Source organism: Martelella sp. FLE1502 (assembly GCF_053484255.1).
Genome location: NZ_JBAKFQ010000021.1, coordinates 21,855 through 43,409, shown reverse-complemented (window position 1 = coordinate 43,409; position 21,555 = coordinate 21,855). Strand labels below are relative to the sequence as shown.

General features: G+C 64.0%; 17 protein-coding genes and 1 tRNA gene. 9 read left to right on the top strand and 9 right to left on the bottom strand.

Going from position 1 to position 21,555, the window contains the following annotated elements:
• Positions 1–490 precede the first annotated feature (490 nt).
• From V6767_RS16630 to V6767_RS16620, 3 genes are read left to right on the top strand one after another with little or no spacing between them, the layout of a single operon-like run.
• Positions 491–1,375 carry an SMP-30/gluconolactonase/LRE family protein gene (locus V6767_RS16630; RefSeq protein ID WP_448474487.1) on the top strand — a complete coding sequence of 295 codons (885 nt, stop codon included), beginning with the start codon at positions 491–493 and terminating at the stop codon, positions 1,373–1,375.
• A 51-nt stretch (positions 1,376–1,426) separates the two neighbouring features.
• Positions 1,427–3,280 (top strand): DNA mismatch repair endonuclease MutL, encoded by a 1,854-nt coding sequence (gene mutL, locus V6767_RS16625; protein ID WP_448474486.1) that lies wholly within the window; start codon positions 1,427–1,429, stop codon positions 3,278–3,280.
• A gap of 34 nt (positions 3,281–3,314) precedes the next feature.
• Positions 3,315–3,545: a DUF2093 domain-containing protein gene (locus V6767_RS16620; RefSeq protein WP_347446124.1), complete on the top strand. Its 231-nt coding sequence runs from the start codon at positions 3,315–3,317 to the stop codon at positions 3,543–3,545.
• A gap of 20 nt (positions 3,546–3,565) precedes the next feature.
• Here the strand turns inward: V6767_RS16620 and V6767_RS16615 are convergent, their stop codons facing one another.
• On the bottom strand, positions 3,566–6,454 hold the full coding sequence (locus tag V6767_RS16615) for a hypothetical protein (RefSeq protein ID WP_448474485.1): 2,889 nt from the start codon (positions 6,452–6,454) through the stop codon (positions 3,566–3,568).
• Between the two features lie 394 nt (positions 6,455–6,848).
• On the opposite strand from V6767_RS16615, the gene bcsN reads away from it, so the two are divergent.
• The 3 genes from bcsN to V6767_RS16600 all read left to right on the top strand — a co-directional run bounded on the left by bcsN (position 6,849) and on the right by V6767_RS16600 (position 12,812).
• The gene (bcsN, locus tag V6767_RS16610) at positions 6,849–8,060 is read left to right on the top strand and encodes a cellulose biosynthesis protein BcsN (protein WP_448474484.1); all 1,212 of its coding nucleotides are present in this window, start codon (positions 6,849–6,851) and stop codon (positions 8,058–8,060) included.
• Between the two features lie 208 nt (positions 8,061–8,268).
• Complete coding sequence (gene bcsA, locus V6767_RS16605; protein WP_448474483.1) at positions 8,269–10,458, top strand: UDP-forming cellulose synthase catalytic subunit; 2,190 nt, start codon at positions 8,269–8,271, stop codon at positions 10,456–10,458.
• Positions 10,458–12,812 carry a cellulose biosynthesis cyclic di-GMP-binding regulatory protein BcsB gene (locus V6767_RS16600; protein ID WP_448474482.1) on the top strand — a complete coding sequence of 785 codons (2,355 nt, stop codon included), beginning with the start codon at positions 10,458–10,460 and terminating at the stop codon, positions 12,810–12,812. The genes bcsA and V6767_RS16600 overlap by 1 nt, the downstream gene beginning before the upstream one ends.
• Here V6767_RS16600 and V6767_RS16595 read toward each other — a convergent pair.
• From V6767_RS16595 to cpdR, 3 genes are all read right to left on the bottom strand, one after another.
• The gene (locus V6767_RS16595; protein WP_448474481.1) at positions 12,800–13,726 is read right to left on the bottom strand and encodes an ROK family protein; all 927 of its coding nucleotides are present in this window, start codon (positions 13,724–13,726) and stop codon (positions 12,800–12,802) included. The genes V6767_RS16600 and V6767_RS16595 overlap by 13 nt on opposite strands.
• Positions 13,727–13,923: 197 nt before the next feature.
• Positions 13,924–13,998 (bottom strand) — tRNA-Val (locus V6767_RS16590).
• Positions 13,999–14,080: 82 nt separating this feature from the next.
• On the bottom strand, positions 14,081–14,443 hold the full coding sequence (cpdR, locus tag V6767_RS16585; protein WP_018064862.1) for a cell cycle two-component system response regulator CpdR: 363 nt from the start codon (positions 14,441–14,443) through the stop codon (positions 14,081–14,083).
• A gap of 258 nt (positions 14,444–14,701) precedes the next feature.
• On the opposite strand from cpdR, the gene V6767_RS16580 reads away from it, so the two are divergent.
• The 3 genes from V6767_RS16580 (at position 14,702) to V6767_RS16570 (ending at position 17,624) form a co-directional block, all read left to right on the top strand.
• Entirely contained in the window at positions 14,702–15,613 is a 912-nt protein-coding gene (locus tag V6767_RS16580) for an N-formylglutamate amidohydrolase (RefSeq protein ID WP_448474480.1), read from the top strand.
• Positions 15,614–15,929: 316 nt separating this feature from the next.
• Positions 15,930–16,703, top strand: a complete 774-nt coding sequence (hisN, locus tag V6767_RS16575) for a histidinol-phosphatase (RefSeq protein ID WP_448474479.1) — start codon at positions 15,930–15,932, stop codon at positions 16,701–16,703.
• Between the two features lie 429 nt (positions 16,704–17,132).
• Complete coding sequence (locus V6767_RS16570) at positions 17,133–17,624, top strand: Hsp20 family protein (protein ID WP_230720167.1); 492 nt, start codon at positions 17,133–17,135, stop codon at positions 17,622–17,624.
• 58 nt (positions 17,625–17,682) lie between these two features.
• On the opposite strand, the gene V6767_RS16565 is transcribed toward V6767_RS16570, so the two are convergent.
• The 5 genes from V6767_RS16565 to V6767_RS16545 all read right to left on the bottom strand — a co-directional run bounded on the left by V6767_RS16565 (position 17,683) and on the right by V6767_RS16545 (position 21,512).
• Positions 17,683–18,249 carry a DoxX family protein gene (locus tag V6767_RS16565; RefSeq protein ID WP_448474478.1) on the bottom strand — a complete coding sequence of 189 codons (567 nt, stop codon included), beginning with the start codon at positions 18,247–18,249 and terminating at the stop codon, positions 17,683–17,685.
• Entirely contained in the window at positions 18,246–19,043 is a 798-nt protein-coding gene (locus V6767_RS16560) for an HvfC/BufC family peptide modification chaperone (protein ID WP_448474477.1), read from the bottom strand. Before V6767_RS16560 ends, V6767_RS16565 begins: the two co-directional genes overlap by 4 nt.
• The gene (gene bufB / locus V6767_RS16555; RefSeq protein ID WP_448474476.1) at positions 19,036–19,929 is read right to left on the bottom strand and encodes an MNIO family bufferin maturase; all 894 of its coding nucleotides are present in this window, start codon (positions 19,927–19,929) and stop codon (positions 19,036–19,038) included. Before bufB ends, V6767_RS16560 begins: the two co-directional genes overlap by 8 nt.
• A 51-nt stretch (positions 19,930–19,980) precedes the next feature.
• Complete coding sequence (locus tag V6767_RS16550; protein WP_347444051.1) at positions 19,981–20,280, bottom strand: BufA1 family periplasmic bufferin-type metallophore; 300 nt, start codon at positions 20,278–20,280, stop codon at positions 19,981–19,983.
• Positions 20,281–20,465: 185 nt separating this feature from the next.
• Positions 20,466–21,512, bottom strand: coding sequence for a threonine aldolase family protein (locus V6767_RS16545; RefSeq protein WP_448474475.1), 1,047 nt, complete (start codon positions 21,510–21,512; stop codon positions 20,466–20,468).
• Positions 21,513–21,555: the final 43 nt, after the last annotated feature.

The window sequence follows — 21,555 nt, the reverse complement described above, 5'->3', positions numbered from 1 at the left end:
GACAGAACAGTGCCGGGGATGACCCAAGCAAAACGATAGAAACGCCGGCGCTTTTGAAGGAACCCGAAGGTTCAAGGCGCCGGCGTTTCTATTGTCTTAAGTCCGCGCTCTTGGGCGCGTATTTGTTTTCATCCCCTCTGGAACTGTCGAGAAGATGGACTATTCGGTTTGCCTTTGCAAGCAGCTTTTTTACGGCTGGAACAATGATTTAGACTCAATGTAGTGCGAGATCGGATTCTGTTCGATTTGCTGCACTGCACAAATTATTGACTCCGCTTATTTTTTAAGCCTCCGCCCCGCTTTTGCCGGCTTCCGCGGCAGACTTGAAAAAAATAGAGTCGAAGTGCCGGCGGGGGAGTTCCATCCCGGCATGCGGGCAAACTGAGCGCTTGATTTATCGCCGGTCCTTGTCTTTCCTCTGGAAAGGCCGGGAATTTCCGTGTTACGCGCGGCGACAACAAAAAAGAAATGAGGGGCATCGGGAGAAACAATGATCACAGAGACCGTATTCGAGGGCAGGATCCTGGTGACGGACCGGATGTCGCTTGGCGAGGGGCCGGGCTATGACCGCGACACCGACATGATCTGGTGGTTCGACATCAATGCCAGCAAGCTGCATCTGCTGAACGCGTCCAGCCGCGAGCGACGGATCATCCAGCTTCCGGAGATGGCAAGCGCTTTGGCGGTGGTGGATGAGCACCGCCAGGTGATCTCCACCGAAACAGGGCTCTATTTCCGCGACACCTCCACCGGCGCGCTTTCGCTGCATGTGGCGATCGAGGCGGATAACGCCGTCACCCGCTCGAACGATGCGCGGGTTCACGCCTCCGGCGCCTTCTGGGTCTCGACCATGGGCAAGAACCTCGAAAAGGGCGCCGGCGCGATCTACCATGTGCTCGAAGGCGCGGTGACCAAGCTGTTCGACAAGATCACCATCCCGAACGCGATCTGCTTTTCGCCGGACGGGGCGACCGGCTATTATGTCGACACCGACGTCAACCAGCTGATGTCGGTTCCGATCGCGCCGGAAACCGGCCTGCCGACGGGCCCGGCCAGCGTCTTCATCGACACCGCGCATATGACCGGCGGCATGGACGGCGCGGTCTGCGACGGTGACGGCAATATCTGGAACGCCCGTTACGGCGCCGGCGTGCTCGACCAGTTCGATCCCGCGGGCAAGCACAAGGCGCGCTATCAGCTTCCCGCCCGCCAGCCGACCTGCCCGGCCTTTATCGGTCGTGACGGCGGCTGGATGCTGGTGACCAGCGCCGCCCAGGACACGCGCGCCGAGGAGGAGCCGAATGCCGGCAACACGTTCGCGCTGGTGACGGGCGCCAAGCCGCGCTTCGATCCGGCCTATCGCGCCGGGCGCTGAGCGCGCGCCAAATGCCGTGGCGCGACGGGGCGAATCTGTTATGACTGCGCCATGAGCATCAGACAGCTTTCCGAAACCGTCATCAACCAGATCGCCGCCGGCGAGGTCATCGAACGGCCGGCGAGCGCCGCCAAGGAACTGGTCGAAAACGCGCTCGATGCCGGGGCGACCCGGATCGAGATCGCGACGGCCGGCGGCGGCAAGGCGCTGCTTCGGGTCACGGACAACGGCTCCGGCATGAGCCGCGAGGATCTGGCGCTCGCCGTCAGGCGGCACTGCACCTCCAAGATCACAGCCGACCTCACCGATATCCGCACGCTCGGCTTTCGCGGCGAGGCGCTGCCCTCGATCGGCTCTGTCGCCAGGCTTTCGATTTCAAGCCGCACCCGCGAGGCGGGCGAGGGCTATCGCATCGCGCTGGAAGGCGGGCGCTCCGGCGAGCCCGAGCCGGCCCCGGTCAATGCCGGCACAATCGTCGAGGTGCGCGATCTGTTTTTCGCAACGCCGGCGCGGCTGAAATTCCTGAAAACCGAGCGCGCCGAGGCGGGGGCGATTACCGAGGTGGTCAAGCGCATGGCGCTGGCCTTCCCGGCGACGCGCTTCGTGCTGTCGGGCTCGGATCGATCCACGCTGGAACTGCCGGCAACCGGCGACGACCGGCTGGCGCGCATCGCCCAGGTGCTCGGCCGCGATTTCCGCTCGAACGCGATCGAGATCGATGCCGCGCGCGAGGATGTGACGCTTTCCGGTTTTGCCGGCGTGCCGACCTTCAACCGCGGCAATTCCGGCCATCTCTATGCCTTCGTCAACGGCCGTCCGGTGCAGGACCGGCTGCTTCTCGGCGCGATCCGCGCGGCCTATGCCGAGACGGTTCCGAAGGGGCGGTATCCGGTGGCCGTTTTGTGGTTCTCGCTCGATCCGGCGCTGGTCGACGTCAATGTCCACCCGGCCAAGGCCGATGTCCGGTTTCGCGATCCCGCGCTGGTGCGCGGGCTGATCGTCGGCGCGATCCGCGAGGCGCTGACGCGGGCGGGCGACCGCTCGTCCTCCACCGGCGCGGATGCGATGCTGAAGGCGTTCACGCCGCGTTTCTCGCCCGAGCCTGCCGCCGCATCCCGGGTGTACAGGGGCGACTATGAGCGGGCGACCAATGCCCAATGGTCGCCGCAGCAATCGCCCTATCGACCGGAGGGTTTCCGCGAAGAGCCTGCGCCGCGCTTCGGCGAGACGGCACCCGGCTTCGCTGGAGCTCCGGCCGGCTTTGCGGGCTTTGCAACGCCATCGGCGCGCGGCGAGGAGTCGGGTCCGGCCGTCCAGCCGTCTTCCGACCATCCGCTGGGTGCGGCGCGGGCGCAGGTGCATGAAAACTATATCGTCGCCCAGACCGATACCGGCCTCGTCATCGTCGACCAGCACGCCGCCCATGAACGTCTCGTCTACGAGGCGCTGCGGGCGGCCCTTTCCAAAGACAGGCTTGCCTCGCAAATGCTGCTGATCCCGGAAATCGTCGACATGCCGGAGGAAGACTGCGACCGGCTGATGCCGTTTGCCGACGAACTGGCACGGCTCGGGCTCGTGTTCGAGCGCTTCGGCCCCGGCGCGCTCGCCGTGCGCGAGACCCCGGCGCTGCTCGGCGAGGTCGATGCCGCGGCGCTGATCCGCCAGCTTGCCGACGAGGCCGGCGAATGGGAAACCGCCGATGGTCTGCGCGCGAAGCTTGAAAGCGTGGCGGCAACCATGGCCTGCCACGGTTCGGTGCGCTCCGGCAGGCGCTTGCGCGTCGACGAAATGAATGCTCTCCTGAGGCAGATGGAGACCACGCCGGGTTCGGGCCAGTGCAATCACGGCCGGCCCACCTATATCGAGCTGAAGCTCGCCGATATCGAGCGCCTGTTCGGGCGCTGATGGCACAACGGCATTCGGAACTGGAGATCAAGCGGTGAATATCTTTGATGGAAGCGGCAAGGGCGCGGCGCGGATTCGCTATCTCGACGCCAATTTCGAGGTCGTGACCCCCGGCAGTTACGTGGTCTGCGCCGTCACGGGCAAGCACATTCCGCTGGAGGAACTGCGCTACTGGAGCGTTGCCCGCCAGGAAGCCTATGTCGATGCGCACGCCTCCTTCGAGGCGGAGAAGCGCGCCGGCGCGCTGCCGACGGACAAGCCGTAACCTCAGCCAGGCGCGCCTCGTCAGTTGCTGCCCGGCAGGCCGAGCCGGTTGCGGGTGAGCGCAAGGCCCTCCATGCCCTTGGGATTGCCCATTTCGGCAAGTGCGCTGAACACCTGATGGGCATCGGTGTAGCGGCCGAGATTGTAATAGGCATAGCCCTTGATCACCATCAGACCGGTTTCTTCCGGCGCAAGCTGGTTGCGCTGGTTCAGGAGCAGCAGCGCATCCTGGTAATGCCCGCCCTGATAGGCTGCGATCGCGCGCGCCGACAGGATATCGACCTGCAGATTGAGCTGGCGTTCGCGGCTGAGCGGTTCCTGCGAGGCGGCGACGGCGGCCTTGTTAGTCAGGCCGAGCCGCATATAGGCAAGGCTCTGGCCATAGGCGGCTTCCTCGCGGTTTTTCGCCGAGGATGAGCCGAGCGCGGTCTCGAAGGCGCGGGCGGCCTCTGTCGGCCGCTGCAGGTCCATCAGGCACCAGCCCTGGCGCAGCGCCGCATCGGGCGACAGGTTTTCGGCGGAACGCCCGTTCCAGCAGCTCGAGCCGGAGGAGGAAGACGTGCCGCTGGAAGCCACGCGCCGGGTCGATGTCGAGCTCGATGTGCGCACCACGGCCGGTTCGGCGTCGGCCACCGGTATCGCCGTGCCCTCGGGCAACTGGGTGCCGGCGGGAAGCCTGGAAACCATGATCTGGTCTCCGCTCGCATCGGCGGCGCCGACGACGTTCAGATAATAGGCGATCTGGAACTGGCGCAGATAGTCGCGATTGGCGTAGGCCTGTTCGTCGAACCGGTAGATCTCGGTTTTCTCCGAGGGCTGGCCGGTGGTGTAGAACGCCGCCTGGATCTGGGCCGCGGACGGCTGATAGCGGCTCGCCTCCGGCTGCAACGCGGTGTTCAGCACGGTCACGGTCTGCACGCCGGTCTCCGGATCGGTGCGGATCATAGAGCGCGGAATGCTGAGCCGTTCCAGCGCCTGGACGCGGCTTGCGGGGCTGCCCGGCGCTGCCGTCTGGGCGCCTGCACCGCCGCCATAGTAATACTGGTAGTATTCCGGCACGTAATTGGCGGGCGCGGTATCGGCCTCGGCGCCGAGCCCCAGCGCGCCGGGCGACGCGACCGGCGCCGTCAGCGCCACGGCGTTCTGCGGCTGGCCGGGCGAGGACGGCATGGCGGTTGCGCCGATCGGGGTCTGCTGGCCGGTGGCGAGGTCGATCTCGGCGATCGGCACGGCCACGGTGCGGCTTTTTCCGTTCGCTTCCTTCAGCACCGTCAGCTCGAACACGGTCGCCATCATGTTTTCAAGCGTGGTCACCGGCGCGTTGGGATCGTTCAGCCAGGCGATGCGCTCGGAATAGGGCGCCCAGATCTTCTGCATCAGGTAGACGCCGGGCTTGTAGTTCATGTCGTTGAGCGTCAGCGTCACGCCATAGGCAGCCGGCTCATACCAGGGCTGCCAGGAAAGCGCCGCCTCGAACCATTGCAGCGCCGCCAGCGGCTGATTGAAATCCTTGGAGTACCAGCCGAACTGCTGGGCGGCAGTCATGCTCTTGGCTTCGGTGATGACGTCGGCCATGCGGCTCAGGACATCGGTGGGATAATCCTTGCGCGGAATCCGGCCGAGCATCCGGACCACGGCGTTGAGATAGGTATCGAGCGCTTCATTACTGTCATTGCGCCAGGGATACATCACCGATTCGGCCTCTTCGGCCTTGTCCAGTTCGATCAGGATCAGCGCCAGCCCCTGCGAGATCGTGGCCGAGTCGCCTTCCTCGCGAGCCTTGCGGAACCAGGGTTCGGCGGCGTTCTCGCTGCCGCGGATCAGGAAGTACCAGCCCAGCAGCTCGGCATCATTGGCGGAATTGGAGGTGTTGGCGAGTTTCTCCATCGCCGCGAGATCTTCGGGGGAGATGACAATGGTTTCGTCGTCGCCGGCTTCGGCGAAGCGGTCGCGCAGCAGGTTTTCGCTGATCTCCTGAAATTCGGGCATGTCCTGCTCGTCGGGACGCTCGAAGCTGATCAGCGTCTTCATGTCCTCATAGGGCATGACGGCCAGCGCCTTCTGCAGCGTGGCGAGGCGCTCCTGCGTATTGTCGCAGTTCTTCATGATATAGGTGTAGCTGTCCATCGCGCGGTTGAGCTTGTCGGTCTTGGCGAAGGCTTCGCTCACCAGCCACAGGACATTGATTTCCGCGCAGGTCAGGATGCTTGGCGATTGCGAGGCGAGATCGATGACCTTCTCGTACTCGCCGTCCTCCGACGCCTGGATCAGCGCGGACCGGTTTTCGGCGATCTGCAGGCGGTCGATCAGGTCGGCCGGCGGCAACCAGTTGGGCTCCTCGGTCTGGCGGGTCTGGATCAACTGGCGCACCTCGGCGTAATTGCCGCGCGCATAGGCCTGCCACATGGCGTTGAGCTGCTCGTCCTCGCCGTCCTCGATCGCCAGCGGATTGGCCGGCGGCGTCCAGTTGGGATAGAGCGAGCGCAGCCGCGAAATTTCCGCCTGAAGGCGTTCCAGATCGCCCTGCTGGGCGAAATAACGCAGCGCGCTTTCATCGACCGGGGAGCGTTCCGGTTCCTGCGTCGGCTGTTCAGCAGTCTGCTGGGCCGGTTGGGAGGTTGACGCGTTGGTCTGCGGCGGCGTCGGGTTGTCGGGCAGATTGCGCAGATTGGTGGAGGGCTCCTGGGCCTGGGCTTCGCTCACCGCCGAAAAGCGCGGCTCGGCCGCAGGTGCGGGCGCCGGCGCGTCATCGTTGACGATTTGCTCATAGGCCTGGCTGAACGCCTCCGTCGGCTCGGCCAGCGCGGTGGAAACCGGAAGCTTGCGGCCGGGCGCGCCCATGCTGCCCATGCTGATTGCACCGATCATGGCGATCGCGCCTGCCGTCAGTGCAACATAAGTCAGCTTCATGGCATCCATACTCCGGCCGAGCGGCGGTTCCCGATACCGGAACCGGCTGTGCCCGCATTATTACCCATGTGTTCACCGCCTGCGCTGTCGCGATAGCGCAAGCCTTCAAGCTTGGTTGCAGCGGAATTTGCGCGGCTTGGCATGTCGGGTCCCTGTATCCGGCTTGCGGCGAACGTAATGTGATTCACTACAAACACGTATTGTCGTTAAGAAATATTAAAAACGGGGCGAATGTCGCCGAAGTTTTTGAGAATCCGTTAATTTTCCGATGCATCGCCACCGCCCCGCGTTAGTTCTTTATTTACCAAACTCTGAAAAATATGAATGCGGAATATAAAAGACCGGTCCGGGCTTTATGCCGCCCCGGCGGCGACAAACCAAGGTGTGCTCAAAGATGTCAATTGCCGTTGCCCGTCAGATCAGGTCCCGCTGCCGCGCGGCTTTGGGCCTTGTCGCCGCGGGCCTTCTGGCAAGCTGCGCCGGCAATCTGCTGCCCTATACGTCTTCGGTGCGCAATCTTCTGCCGGAAGAGGCCGTGATCATGCCGCCGCCCGGCGGTCCGGCGATCGTTTCGGTTCTCGAGGAGCAGTTTTCCAACGCCATCGACCAGCAGATCATGCTGCGCACCGATGCGCGCACGCCCGGCCAGAACGCGATCCACGCCGTCTTCTTCGGCACCCGCAACTATGCGCGGATGAATGGCAACAGCCTGTCCTATCAGTCGATCACCGACCGCCGCATCGATGAGGAGATGCGCGAGCGACTGCCCGGCGTGCGCATGGTTCGCTCGCCTTATTACGTGCAGAACAATTACGGCCCCTTCGGCTATGCCTTTGGCCATGGCCGAGGCGACGATCTGTGCATGTATGGCTGGCAGCAGATCAGGCCGGGCCAGGATAGCCTCGCGGCCTTCGGCCAGGCCGGCACGATCCAGGTGCGGGTGCGCTTCTGCGAGGCAGGCGCCTCGGAGGATGACCTGCTCGGGATCATGTACGGCTACACCATTGCCGCGGCGGTCGATGCCTTCGGCTGGAACCCCTATGGCGAGCAGGCCGGCCCGCCGCCGCTTCTGGGCGAGACCGGCGCCCCGACCTATCCGCGCAAGGCCTATGACCCGCGGCCCGAACGCGTCGCCGACACCGAGAAGGTGCTGAAATCCTCGACCGCCAGCACCGCGCCGGTGACCCGCGTGACCACGCGCCCGATCTCCACAGGCGACGAGATCAATGTCGATGTCGTGCGCCTGCCGCCGGGAAGCCTGCCGTCGGCAGGTTACGTCGGCACGCCCGCCATGCCCGGGGCCTATACGCCCGGCCTGCCCGCCGCCGGCGCGCCGGCCTCGACCATCCCGACGCCGGGCCGCCAGACGCCCGCGACATCATCAAGCGCCGCGCCGGCGTCCGTCTCGCCCACGATCGGCGCGCCTGCCTCTGCCCCGGCTTCGTCCAGCATTCCGGTGCCCGCGCGTCCGGCCGCCGCCGCGTCGGCGACAGCGCCGGCCAGCCCGGCTGCGACGGGCTTCGCCGCGCCGGCGTCGTCCAGCCGGTCAATCCCGGCGCCGCCGTGCCGCCTGCTGCCGGGGTCAACGACGGTAAGCTGCGAGTAGTGTCGGGCGGCGGTTTGCGCGATCAGTTCGGGCGGATATCGCCATCGGACCGCAAAATTGCTAAAAATCAGACGGATAGGGCGGACAAGAAATGACGGCACGGGCCGCTGCGCCGCGTGATACCGGAAAAAAAACTATATCCGCGCAAGACAATTTTTAGTTTTCTTGCGTATAAGTCCGGAATACTCCGTTCGTAAGGACCCGTTTCATGCGCAAGATCGCAATTACCATTGCCTGGATTATTACCGCGATCTTTATCCTCGGCCTTGTCACGCTCCCGATCGACCTGCGCACGCAGATCGTCGTGAGCTTTGTCGCGGTGGCCGTGATGCTGGTCCTCAAGCAGATGCATGCCGAGGGCAACTGGCGGCTGATCGCGCTGGCTTTCGGCACATCCATCGTGTTGCGCTATGTGTTCTGGCGCACCACCAGCACGCTTCCGCCGATCACCGAACTGCAGAACTTCATTCCGGGCGTGCTGCTTTACTGCGCCGAGATGTTTTCCGTGGGCATGCTGGCGCTCAGCCTGTTCGTGGTCGCGCTGCCGCTACCGGTGCGCCCGCGCTGGGGCAAGCTCGAGGGTGACCTGCCCTATGTCGATGTCTACGTCCCGTCCTATAACGAGGACTCGACGATGCTTGCCCATACGCTCGCCGCGGCCAAGGCCATGGACTATCCGGCGGAGAAGCTGAAGGTCTACCTGCTCGACGATGGCGGGACCGAGCAGAAGCGCAACTCCAAGAACCTTGTGGAGGCGAGCCTTGCCCAGACGCGTCATCGCGAGCTGAGGCAGATCTGCGCCGAACTCGGCGTCGGCTACATTACCCGTCCGCGCAACGAGCACGCCAAGGCGGGCAACATGAACCACGCGCTTCAGTACACCACCGGCGACCTGATCGTGGTGTTCGACGCCGACCACGCGCCCGCCAACGACTTCCTTGAGGAAACGGTTGGCTACTTCATGGAAGACCCCAGGCTCTTCCTGGTCCAGACGCCGCACTTCTTCATCAACCCCGATCCGCTGGAGCGCAATCTCAGAACCTATGAGATGATGCCGAGCGAGAACGAGATGTTCTACGGCATCATCCAGCGCGGCCTCGACAAGTGGAACGCCTCGTTCTTCTGCGGCTCCGCCGCGGTGCTGCGCCGCGAGGCGCTGAACTCCGTGAACGGCTTTTCCGGCGTGTCGATCACCGAGGATTGCGAAACCGCCGTTGAGCTTCACTCCAACGGCTGGAACAGCGTCTATGTCGACCGTCCGCTGATTGCCGGGCTCCAGCCGGCGACATTCTCCTCGTTCATCGGCCAGCGCAGCCGCTGGGGGCAGGGGATGATGCAGATCCTGCGGTTCAAGTTCCCGCTGCTTCTGCGCGGTCTGAGCCTGCCGCAGCGGCTTTGCTACATGTCGTCGAACCTGTTCTGGCTGTTTCCCTTCGCGCGCGCCTCGTTCATGATCGCGCCGCTGTGCTACCTGTTCTTCGGCCTGCAGATCTTCGATGCCTCCGGCGGCGAGTTCCTGGCCTATACGCTGTCCTATCTGATCGTGAACATGCTCATCCAGAACTATCTGTTCGGCCAGTTCCGCTGGCCCTGGATTTCCGAGCTCTATGAGTACATCCAGACGGTACACCTGATGCCGGCGGTGGTTTCGGCGATCATCAATCCCAAGAAGCCGTCCTTCAAGGTAACGGCGAAGGACGAGTCGATCGAGCACAGCCGGCTCTCCGAAATCAGCCGGCCGTTCTTCATCATCTTCTTCATTTTCGTCGCGGCCAGCGTGATGATGGTCTACCGGCTCTATGCAGAGCCCTATCTGGCAGGCGTTACCTGGGTTGTGGGCGGCTGGAACTTCCTCAACCTGTTTCTGACGGCGGCCGCGCTCGGCGTCGTCTCGGAAGCCGGCGAACGCCAGAAGGCGCGGCGCATCAAGATGTCGCGCCGCTGCGAGCTGGTGATCGGCGACAGCGTCTATCGCGGCACGATCGAGGATGTGTCCACAGATGGCGCCGGCCTGCAGGTGCAGGTGCGCGATCTTGACCGCCTGCGCCCCGGCACCCATGCGCTGCTGCGTGTGGAGCCGCACAAGGGTGGCGATGCCGGCGAGGTGCCGGTGATGATCCGCCACGCCCGCTCGCTCGGCGAACTCGCCATGGTCGGCTGCCGTTACGCGCCCGTCTCGAGCTTGCATTTCTCGGTGATTTCCGATCTCATGTTCGCCAATTCGGAGCGCTGGCAACAGCTTCTCCAATCGCGCAAGAATGACCCGGGCACGCTTGCCGGCACATTCTGGTTCATCAAGATGTCGGTGCGACAGATGGGCCGCGGCATGAGCTATTTCATCGGGAAGTATCAGCCGAACACGGGCGGCGGCGCCGCACGGGCGAAGGGCAAGAGCTGATGAAACGGATCCTGCTTTTTCTGGCATTTATCCTGGCCGGCGTTCCCCTCGTCTCGGCACAGACGACAACGCCGCCTGCCGCGTCGGGCACCGTCGCGCCTTTTGACATGGGCAGCGACGGCTCCGGCCCGCTTCCGCGCGCGCCTTCCGCCCCGCCGACGCCGACCTCGCCCGCCGCCACGCCCGAGCCGGTTGCCGAAACGGTGCCGTTTTTCCGCTATATCGTGCCGGCCGACCAGATGCGGCTCGAGGGGGAAAACGGCGAGCGGGCCTGGTCGGTCTATCTGACCGAGGCACAGGCGAAATCGGCCTCGCAATTCAATATCGGCTATCAGAACTCGATCTTCGTGGCACCGGAATATTCGAAGCTGTCGATTGCCTTCAACAATGTCGAAATCGCAGCACCCCCGCTGGATTCATCCGAGCGCCAATCCGACCTGCGTTTCGAGGTGCCGGCGGGCGTTCTGAAGCCGGGTTACAACCAGTTCTCGATCAAGTACAAGCTGCGCCACCGCACCGATTGCGACCTCGATTCGACCTATGACCTCTGGACCGACATCGATCCGGAGCGCACCTTCCTGATCTTCGGCGATCCGGCCACCGCCGAGCTTTCCTCGATCGGCGATATCCGCGCGGTCGGCGTCGATGCGATCGGACGAACCCAGTTTCATATCGTGGCACCTGGCCTTGCCGATACGATCGCGGGCGATCCGCTGCTGGAGCTGGCGCAGGGCCTTGCTCTGCTGGCGGACATGCCGAACACCTATTTCACCTATTCCACCTCCGAGCCGGTGAAATTCGCCTCCGGCGTGCTGCCGGTCTATGTCGGCACGCCGGATGAGCTTCGCCCGCTGCTTGGCGATGCGCTGCCGGATATCGGCACGGCGCAATCGGCGCGCTTCATCGGCACCAACGCGCTCGGCCAGAGCGTGCTGGTTCTGGTCGCGCCGTCCTGGCAGCGGATCGGTCCGCTGATCGACGGCATCACCCAGCCTGCCGCCCGCAGCGCCGCGATGAAGGACGAGGCCTATTCCACCCATTCCTGGCGCAAGCAGGACACCCAGCTCCTGACCGGTCGCAAGACGCTGACCTTCGAGCAGCTCGGCATTCCGACGCAGGAATTTTCGGGCCGCGTGTTCCGCGCTGAATTCACGATCGGCCTGCCCGCCGATTTCTACGCCGATGCCTATGGCGAGGCGCGGCTGATGCTCGACGCCGCCTACGGGCCGATCGTGCTGCCGGGTAGCCGCCTGCACGTGTTCGTCAACGATCAGCTTGCCGCCACATGGCCGATCAGCACCGTCAACGGCGCGGTGCTGAGACGCACGCCGGTGCGTTTCACCATGCGCCACATGAAGCCGGGCGTGAACAAGATCGTGCTGGAGGCAGCGCTTCTGACCAAGGAAGACGCCGCCTGCCTGCCGGGCGCGACTGCCGACGATACGCCGCGCTTCGCCGTGTTCGACACCACCGAATTCGTCATGCCGAATTTCGGCCGCGTCGCGCAGGTGCCGGATCTATGGGCGACGAGCGGCACGGGCTTCCCGTATTCGCGCGACAAGGCGCGCATTCCGCTCTATATCGATACGCTCAGCCCGGATACGCTTGCCTCCGCATCCGATTTCGTCGCCAAGCTTGCCAATGCCGCGCGCGAACAGATTCCGGTGGACGTGGTGCATTCGATCGAGGATGTGGGCGAGGGCGACGCGATTTTCCTCGGCTCCATCGGACAATTGCCGGCGCAGGCGCTCCGGCAGACCCAGATCTCGCAGACCAGCCGCAGCGTGTGGACCCAGCAGGTTGGCGGCGAGGCCAATTACAACGAAGCCCCCGAAACCACGATCGAAGAGTGGGACGAGCAGGTGACGGCCGGGTGGTACAACTGGATTTTCGAGGTCGAGAAATATCTCAAGCGCAATTACGACCTTTCCTTCGAGACGCTGCGCTTCCTGCCGCGCCCGGATTCCGACTATCTGCCGCCGAACTCGGTCTCGATGATCGTCGCGCAGGAGCCGAGTCCGGACGGCGACGGGGCCTGGACGATGATCTCTGCGCCCTCCCAGGAAAACCTTTCCAACGGCATGGCCGCGCTGATGAAGCGCCAGCACTGGGACGCCGTCCAGGGAAGGGTCACGACCTATAACCGCAATACCGGGGTGATCGACAATGTCGCCATCGGCGCGACCGACTTCATCTTCGATACGCCGTTTTCGATCAGCAATATCCGTCTTGTGCTGACCAACTGGTTCTCCACCAACACGATGTCGTTCTCGCTGGCGCTGGTGATCTTCTCGGTGCTGCTCGGGATCGCCACCAAGGCGATGCTGACCCGCTTCGGCCGCTACGAGGACTGAGCCTGCTTTTGAAAGGCGATGGCGGCCGCGCCGGCAAGTCCGGCCTCGGCCCCGCTTGCGGCGGGCACCACCAGCGGGCGGTCGAACTTCCACAGCGTGAGCGGACGCACCGCCTCGTCGATTGCGGCGAGCAGATCGTGCGCGCCGGCAAGCCCGCCGCCGGCCGGCACGATGGTGGCGCCGGTCAGGTTGACGCAGACCGCGAGCGGCCCCGCGATGAGATCGAGATAGACGCTGACAGTGCGGGTCGCCGCAACCTCGCCCGCCCGCCACGCCTCCAGGATGGCCCTCGAATCGAGCGCAGCGCCGTGAAGATGGGCATGCAGCCGCTCGATGCCGCGGGCGCTGGCAACGGTGTCGAGACAGCCTGAGAGGCCGCAGCCGCAGGCAAAATGCGGTATCGCGATGCCGCCCGCCATGGTCGGCGCGATCGGCCCGTGGCCCCATTCGCCGGCAAAGCCGCCGCCGGCATTGATCAGCCGTCCGCCGGAGACCAGCCCGCCGCCGACGCCGGTGCCGAGAATGATGCCGAACACGATCTCGTGGCCGCGCCCCGCGCCGTACACGGCCTCGGCCACGGCAAAGCAATCCGCGTCATTGGCGACGATGACGGGAATGTCGGTGCGGGCCTGAAGATCGGCGGCAAGATCGGTATCGTGGATCGCCGGTATGTTGGCGACGATCATCCGCCCAGTCTCGGGATCGACCACGCCGGCAAGCGAAATCGCGATCGCGTCGGGCTTTTGCGAAAGGTCCGCGGCAATGCCGGCGAGGCGTGCGAGAAAGGCCTCGCGATCATGCGCCGGCGTATCGTAACGCGAAACCGCACCCGGCGCACCGCCATCAACGGCGGTGGCCGCCCGGATCGATGTGCCGCCGATATCGAAACTCAAAACGCAAAATGCCATGTCCATTCCCTCAGTCCGCCGCCGCGCTCCGGGATGAATGGGGCGGCGGCTGGGAAAGAGCTACAGCATTTTGAAGTTAGAGGGAATCGCCTGAAATGCGCGAAATGCGGCTAAGGAGAGGTGGGTTTGCTCGACTGGACCGGGCGTCCAGAACGCGAAAAGGCTTCCGCATTGCGAAAGCCCTTCAAATTTCGAGAATGGGATGGTGGGCGTGACAAGGATCGAACTTGTGACCCCTACGATGTCAACGTAGTGCTCTCCCGCTGAGCTACACGCCCATCCGTGGCGCGGTGTATTCCAAACTTTGGCGGCGGCGTCAACTTATTTCTGAAGCTTTTTTGACCGGGGGCTGCGGGCCTTTCAGGCGGCCAGCACCTTTTCGACTTCATCGACCAGATCGCGCAGGTGGAACGGCTTGGAAAGCACCTTGGCATCCTTCGGGGCCTGCGAATCGGCATTCAGCGCCACGGCGGCGAAACCGGTGATGAAGATCACCTTGAGATCGGGGTCAAGTTCGGTGGCGCGGCGCGCCAGTTCGATCCCGTCCATTTCCGGCATCACGATGTCGGTCAGAAGCAGCGAGAACGGCTCCTCGCGCAGCCGGTCATAGGCGCTTGCGCCATTGTCGAAGGCGGCGACCTGATAGCCCGCCTTTTCCAGCGCCTTCACCAAAAACCGGCGCATGTCATCGTCATCTTCCGCAAGCAGGATTTTCATCAGCATCAGCTCAACCACATCGGCGCATATTAACGGTCTGATAGACCCTCTGTCGTAAACAAGCAATAAATACGGCCCCAAAGTTTTGAAGCGCGGGCAGGGCGGCTTGGCAGGAGGGGCCGCGCGTCCCAGATCATCGGCGGTTCATGTGAACCGCCGATGATCTGGTTCTTTGTTTTGCCGCATCGGGTTGTCGAAAAACCGGATTCCACTTTTTCGCCCGATGCTCTAGATTTCATGCATCGAGGCACCGAAGGAGCACGGGTGACAGAAGGCAGCAGACAGGAAGGGCGGGAGGACGGCGAAGGCCGGAACGTGTTCTTCGAGGTGATCCGCCCCGAGGAGCAGACGCTGCCGCTGGTCTTCAACTCGCCGCATTCGGGCCGGGTCTATACAAGCGAATTCCTCGCCGCCTCGCGGCTTGATGCGCAGCAGATCCGCCGGTCCGAGGATCTTTACGTTGACGAGCTGTTTTCGGCCGCGCCCGCTTTCGGCGCGCCGTTGCAGCGGGCGTTCTTTCCGCGCGCCTTCCTCGATGTCAATCGCGAGCCGTTCGAGCTCGATCCGCGGATGTTCTCCGCAGCCCTGCCCGCCCATGTCAATGCGGTTTCGCCGCGGGTTATCGGCGGGCTCGGCACCATACCGAAGATCGTGGCGGAGAACATGCCGATCTATGACGCGCCGCTCGACGTGGCGGAGGGGCTGTCGCGCATCGAGTGGATCTACCGGCCCTATCACCAGAGCCTCAAGGCGCTGTTGCAGGAGACGCGGCGCAATTTCGGCCGCGCGGTGCTGATCGACTGCCATTCGATGCCCGGAACGGTGTCGGTCGGCGGGCATCGCCGGCGGCCGGATTTCATCATCGGCGACCGCTACGGCACCAGCGCCTCGGCGGCGATCGCCTATGCCGCGATCTCGATCCTGGAAGGTATGGGTTTTTCCACGGCCTACAACAAGCCCTATGCCGGCGGCTTCATCACCGAGCATTACGGACGCCCGGCGGCCGATTGCCATGCGCTGCAGATCGAGGTCTCGCGCCGGCTCTACGCCGATGAGGCGAGCCTGCAGAAGAAGCCGGAATTCGTCGCGGTCAAGCAGGCGATCAACCTGTTCATCGGCGAGTTCGCGGCGTTTTTGATGGCGGAGGGGGAGGCGCCCGGCCTTGCGGCGGAATGAGCCTGTCAAAAAAAACCGCGCTTGTGGCGCGGTTAAGTCTAGGGAGGAAACACCCAAGGAGGGTATTCACAGTCGAAAGACTGTAATTGAACCTTAGATGACGGGTTGATGACTGTCAAGCAAATTTGCCTGATATTTGCGCATCATCGACCAATGTCTAATTTTTACGCGTAGAGCCTATTTTTTACGCGGGTTTTCTTCCCGGCAAAGCCGTTTTCCCGATCCATATCCATTTTCTTTCCATCAGGCTGTGGCGAGCCGGGCAAAATCGCGCGATACGCGTCAATGCCGACCAATACCGAACCAAGGACATGACATGCTGCCCGACCGCAAATTCTTCGAGACGCTCGCCGCCGCCGCCGCCGCCGAGACCCTGCCGCGGTTTCGCTCCGGGCTCGATATCGACAACAAGCTGGCCGGCGGTTTCGATCCTGTGACCGAAGGCGACCGGGCGGCCGAACAGGCGATCCGGGCGCTGATCGGCGAGCATTATCCCGATCACGGCATTCTCGGCGAGGAGCATGGCGGTCAGGGGCTGGAGCGTGAACATGTCTGGGTCATCGATCCGATCGACGGAACGCGGGCCTTTATCTCCGGCGTGCCGGTCTGGGGGACGCTGGTGGGCTTTTACCGCAATGGCCGGGCGCTGATGGGCCTGATGGACCAGCCGTTTACCGGCGAGCGCTATTTCGCCGATGGCGGGCAGAGCCATTATGCCGGCCCGGGCGGGCCGCGCGTTCTGAAGACGCGGCGATGCGAGACGCTTGAAGACGCGGTGATGTTCACCACCTCGCCGCGCATCATCGCCGAACACCTTCAGGCAGGCTACGACCGGCTCGAGGCGCGCGCGCGTCTCGCCCGCTACGGCACGGATTGTTATGCCTATTGCCTTCTGGCGGCGGGTTTCGTCGATTTGGTGGTGGAAAGCGACCTCAAGCCTTATGACATCGGGGCCCTGATCCCGATCATCGAGCAGGCGGGCGGCGTGGTCACGACGGTTGAGGGCGGTCGGGCGGAAGATGGCGGCGACATCGTCGCGGCGGCAACGCCGGCGCTGCACGCGGCGGCGCTTGCGGTGCTCAACGCCTGAATACCGGCCCTGAATGCCGGATTCACGGCAAAAAAAGGACCGGAACCCGCCGCTTGAACAGGGGTAAAAGCGGCTCGGTTCCGGCCAAGGTTCCCCGCCGCCGCTGGGTCAAGAGCGACAACGGTGCCGGGACGGGTGCGCCGTAGTTCCCGGCGAGGAAATGAATGCCCCATTTCCCCTGAACGGAGCTGCAATACGGCATTCATTTCCCGTTCATCCATAAGGCGAGTTGGCGTTATCTGCAATCGCGGATAGCGTGTTTGGAGTTGCGTTGCGTTTGCGGGCGGCGAAACTCTTGAAAAAATATCGGCAAAATCCCAGATAAATTCCATCGGACGCCGAAGCTCGGGTCCGTAACCGTTCCCAGCAATCGCCGGTCTCGGGATTGCCGGGAATAAATCGCAAACTCGTCGCTCAAAGGAGGACACCATGCGTAACGTCGATTTTTCGCCCCTTTATCGTTCCACTGTCGGTTTCGACAGGCTTTTCAACCTGCTTGATACCGTAGGCCAGCCTGAACAGGCCCCCACCTATCCGCCCTACAATATCGAGCGCACTGGCGAAAACGATTACCAGATCACCATGGCCGTTGCCGGTTTCGGCGAAAACGAGCTTTCGATCGAAGCCCATGCCAACGTGCTGACGGTGCGTGGCGAAAAGGCCGAGGAAGAAGCCAATGACGGTCGCGAATATCTCTATCGCGGCATTGCCAAGCGCGCCTTTGAACGCCGGTTCCAGCTTGCCGACCACATGGAAGTGCGCGGCGCCAGCCTGAAGAACGGCATTCTGCACGTAGAGCTTCTTCGCAACATCCCCGAAGCCATGAAGCCGCGCCGGATCGCGATCGAAACCCGCGATGGCGACCAGACCAGGATGATCTCTGCCGATGTCGGCAAGAACAGTGAGAAAACCGCGGCCTGATCAGCGCGGTTGAGATGAACGGGCGGCGCTCCTCACACGAGGGGCGCCGTTTTTGTGTCTATCTCCTGCAAAGGACGCGGCCCGCCAAGCCGTCCACCGAGATAAGGCCGGGTCCGTGGATGATGAGATAGGCGAGCGGAAACAGCCACAGCAGGCGCTGGTCCAGGATCACGGCGTCGGGGAAGCGGTCGAACAGCGCGCCGATGGTCTCCGGCCCGACCTGATGGACGGTGACGTCCACCACGGTCTGGACGGCGATGAAGACCATCATGCCGAGCGCCGAAAGCCTTGTCAGCACGCCGAGCACCACCATCAGCGGCAGCAGGAATTCGGCATAGGTGCCGAGATAGACCACCAGATGCCAGAAGAACGGCACCTGGGAAATGTCGCCGCCGGCGGCTTCCACGGCGGGCAGCGCGATCTGGTAATAGGCGCTGTCACGCACCATGAAGAAGCCGGCAAGGCCGGGCTCGACCTTGGTCAGCGCCGAATTCAGGAAATAGAACCAGAGCGTGGCGGCGAAGACGAAGCGGGCGAGCAATCCGGGTAGCCAGAAGGCCAGAGACTGCTCGACGGCGTTTCCGGCGGCGCTATAAAGCCCGCAAAGGCGATGGGGCAGGTTCATTTGGGGGCATCCTCCGGGCTTATCGCGGCGAATGCGCCGGCGGTGAACGCCAGCGTAAAGGCTGATGGAAGATCGAAGCCGGCATCGGCCTCGGCTGCGCGCTCTGCGGCCTCGCCGATCGCCTCGCCCTCAAACAGCGCCTTCACGAAGGCGGCATCGCCGGGTGTGACGCGGTGGACCGCGACGTCGTAATGCGGGCGGGTGATCAAGGCGATTTCGGCAGGCGAGGGGTCGAGGCCCTTCAGGCTCTCTCCGGCCTTTGTTCTGAGAAAGATGCTGGCCGCGGCGGAGCCGAGCTCCAGAAGCCGGGCGGCGGGATGGGGCGAAAGCTGCATCGCCATCAACGCCTCCGGATCGCGGGTTAGCAGCGTTTCGGGCGCAAGCGGCGGACAGTCGGCGGCGTGATAGGCGTCGAGCCAGGCTCGCTCCAGCCTTGCGACGTCGGGCAGGAAGAACAGTTTGCGCGCCGGCGCGAACCCGGCCACGAAACACGGAAAGTCGCGGCCATATTCGGCAAGAATCGGCGAGCGCGGCGGGTTTTCCGCCAGAAATTCGAGCGCCATCGCATCGAAGAAGCGCGGACCGGCGACCTGCCGCGTCACCGGAAAGATATCGCCAAGCGCGCCCTTCAGGCTCATCGCCACATTGTTGCGGTAGACCGCGTAGCGCCTGTCGGCTAGCCCGCCGAGCGGGTTGATCACGCCGTCCGGCACAGCGGCATCGGGCCGCATCAGGCTTGCGGCGAACGCCGGAAAGCCGGCCGCCATGGCTTGCGTCTTTGCCGGCTCAGCCATGGCGGGCCCCCAGCAGGGAACGGCCGGCATGGTCGGCGAGCATTGCGTCGGCGATCATCGCCTCGCGCTTCAGCACCGGCCAGTCGGGCACGTCATTGTCCCATTCGATCAGCGTCGGCAGCGGGCCGGCCTGTTTCAGAACAAATTCATAAAGCCCCCAAACGGCATCGGCGACCGGCCGGTCATGGGCGTCGATCAGAAGGGGCGCGCCGTTGTCGTCGCTGTCCTCGGCATGGCCGGCGAGATGGATCTCCCCGACGCGTTCCAGCGGATAGGCCTTCAGGTAGGCGATCGCGTCGTAGCCGTTGTTGATGGCGGAAACGTGCACGTTGTTGACGTCGAGCAGCAGGCCGCAGCCGGTGCGCCGGGCGATCTCGTCGAGGAATTCGGTCTCGGGGATCGCGCTCTCGGCAAAGGCGACATAGGTGGAGGGGTTTTCGAGCAGGATCTTCCGACCGATGGCGGTCTGTACCGAATCGACATGGTCGGCGACCAGCGCCAGCGTTTCCTCGGTATAGGGTAGCGGCAGCAGGTCGTTGTAATAGGCGCTCTCATGGGTGGACCATGCGAGATGCTCGGACACGAGGCCGGGCTCGTAGCGCTCCACCACCCGTTTCAGCCGGGCCAGATGCGCCCGATCGAGCCCGCCGGGGGCGCCGATCGACATTCCGACGCCGTGGATCGACAGCGGAAAATCGGCGCGCATGCGGGTCAGCATGCGATGCGGATGGCCGCCTGCGCCCATATAGTTTTCCGCATGCACTTCGAGAAAGCCGATGCGATAGCCGTCTTCGAGGATGGCATCGGCATGGGCGGTCTTGAAGCCGGCGCCGGCGCGGGCGGGAATGGCGCCATGATTTTCGAACTTTCTGGGTATCGCGTTCATCGTCGCCTCCGGGAAAAAGACCGCCGGCGCGGGGGACGCCGGCGGCGGGGCTCACATGGCCGGCAGGTCGCGGTCGAGCGCTTCCAGCGAGCCCATCCGGTCGCCCGGCAGCATCATCTCGGTGCAGGTGCCCTCCTCGACATATTTCCAGGCATTGCCCTGGTAATCGACCTTGGAGGTGCCGGCGCAGGTCGTGCCGGGGCCGGCGGCGCAATCGTTCTGGCCGGCCATGGCAACGCCGTAGCATTTGACGTTGGCGGCCTGCGCGGGTGTGGTGGCGGCAATCGTGCCGGCGGCGACGGCGAGTGCGCCGGCAAGTGTTGCCGCGCTGAATTTTGAAGTCTTGGACATGAAGCTCTCCTCTTCATCGGTTGTAAGCAAGGTCGGCCTTGCGTGATGAAGTGTGGCAAAGAGGCGCTTCAACTGGAAATCAATGGCGCGTCATTCATTCGTCACGGCGGATGACCGGTCCGTGATAGCGGCGTGACTACCTTGAACGGGAGGTCGAGACAGGCCGGTGCGAACCGGGACCCGTTCTACAGAAACGACACGAAACGGTCGATTTCCTGCTCCTCGGTTGAAAAGCTGGTGACGCAGCGGATCAGGGCCTCGCCTTCGCCGATGAGGTCCGGCTGGTCGGCGGGCGTCGGCCAGTTGTGGAACTGGGCGCTGGCCTTGCGGGCGGCGTCCGCCGCTTCCTCCGGCAGGATAATGAACACCTCGTTGGTGGCGGTCTCCCAGGCAAGCCGGGCGGTCTTTGCCGCGCGGAAGGCCTGACGCATCCGCTCGGCCATGGCGTTGGAATGGCGGGCGAGTTCAAGCCAGAGCCCGTCTTCGAGATAGGCGTCGAACTGGGCGGAGATGAAGCGGGTCTTGGAAAACAGATGGGCGGCGCGCTTGCGGATGAACGGCATGTCGCGGGCCTGGTGGGGATTCATGAACACGATCGCCTCGGCGCACCAGCAGCCATTCTTGGTGCCGCCGAAGGAGAGGATGTCGACGCCGCGCTTCCACGTCATCTCGGCGGGCGTGACGTCAAGGGCAGCCAGCGCATTGGCAAAGCGCGCGCCGTCCATGTGGACCGGCAGGCCATGCGCCTTCGCCTCGGCGGTGATCGCGTCGATCTCGTCCAGCGCATAGACCGTGCCGACCTCGGTGGACTGGGTCAGCGACACCGCCATCGGCTGGCCGTGATGGATGAAATCGGCCGGGAAGCGGCCGATCATCCGCCGGAGCGCTGCCGGGTTCATCCTGCCGTTTTCGCCCGAAACCGTCGCCAACCTGCCGCCGCCGGTGAAATATTCCGGCGCGCCGCCCTCGTCATTGGCGATGTGCGCATCCTTGTGGCAGAACACCACGCCGCCCGGCCGCCCGACGGAGGAAAGCGCCAGGGAATTCGCCGCCGTGCCGGTGCCGACGAAGAACACCGCGACCTCGCGCTCGAACACGTCGTTGAACTTCGCCTCGATCTTGCGGTCGAGCGCGCTGGTGCCATAGGCATTGGCGTAGCCGGACTGTTCGCGCATCAGCGCCGCGCCAATGGCGGGGTGGGCGCCGGACCAGTTGTCGGAAGCAAAGAACATGGCGGAGGACCTCCAATTGCGGGATGCCGCGGTTACCGGGGAA

What these genes read in the sequence shown, in the direction of transcription:
- V6767_RS16630 (WP_448474487.1), top strand. Translation starts at nt 491, where the DNA reads ATGATCACAGAGACCGTATTCGAGGGCAGGATCCTGGTGACGGACCGG.
- mutL (WP_448474486.1), top strand. Translation starts at nt 1,427, where the DNA reads ATGAGCATCAGACAGCTTTCCGAAACCGTCATCAACCAGATCGCCGCC.
- V6767_RS16615 (WP_448474485.1), bottom strand. Translation starts at nt 6,454, where the DNA reads ATGAAGCTGACTTATGTTGCACTGACGGCAGGCGCGATCGCCATGATC.
- bcsN (WP_448474484.1), top strand. Translation starts at nt 6,849, where the DNA reads ATGTCAATTGCCGTTGCCCGTCAGATCAGGTCCCGCTGCCGCGCGGCT.
- bcsA (WP_448474483.1), top strand. Translation starts at nt 8,269, where the DNA reads ATGCGCAAGATCGCAATTACCATTGCCTGGATTATTACCGCGATCTTT.
- V6767_RS16600 (WP_448474482.1), top strand. Translation starts at nt 10,458, where the DNA reads ATGAAACGGATCCTGCTTTTTCTGGCATTTATCCTGGCCGGCGTTCCC.
- V6767_RS16595 (WP_448474481.1), bottom strand. Translation starts at nt 13,726, where the DNA reads ATGGACATGGCATTTTGCGTTTTGAGTTTCGATATCGGCGGCACATCG.
- cpdR (WP_018064862.1), bottom strand. Translation starts at nt 14,443, where the DNA reads ATGCTGATGAAAATCCTGCTTGCGGAAGATGACGATGACATGCGCCGG.
- hisN (WP_448474479.1), top strand. Translation starts at nt 15,930, where the DNA reads ATGCTGCCCGACCGCAAATTCTTCGAGACGCTCGCCGCCGCCGCCGCC.
- V6767_RS16570 (WP_230720167.1), top strand. Translation starts at nt 17,133, where the DNA reads ATGCGTAACGTCGATTTTTCGCCCCTTTATCGTTCCACTGTCGGTTTC.
- V6767_RS16565 (WP_448474478.1), bottom strand. Translation starts at nt 18,249, where the DNA reads ATGAACCTGCCCCATCGCCTTTGCGGGCTTTATAGCGCCGCCGGAAAC.
- V6767_RS16560 (WP_448474477.1), bottom strand. Translation starts at nt 19,043, where the DNA reads ATGGCTGAGCCGGCAAAGACGCAAGCCATGGCGGCCGGCTTTCCGGCG.
- bufB (WP_448474476.1), bottom strand. Translation starts at nt 19,929, where the DNA reads ATGAACGCGATACCCAGAAAGTTCGAAAATCATGGCGCCATTCCCGCC.
- V6767_RS16550 (WP_347444051.1), bottom strand. Translation starts at nt 20,280, where the DNA reads ATGTCCAAGACTTCAAAATTCAGCGCGGCAACACTTGCCGGCGCACTC.
- V6767_RS16545 (WP_448474475.1), bottom strand. Translation starts at nt 21,512, where the DNA reads ATGTTCTTTGCTTCCGACAACTGGTCCGGCGCCCACCCCGCCATTGGC.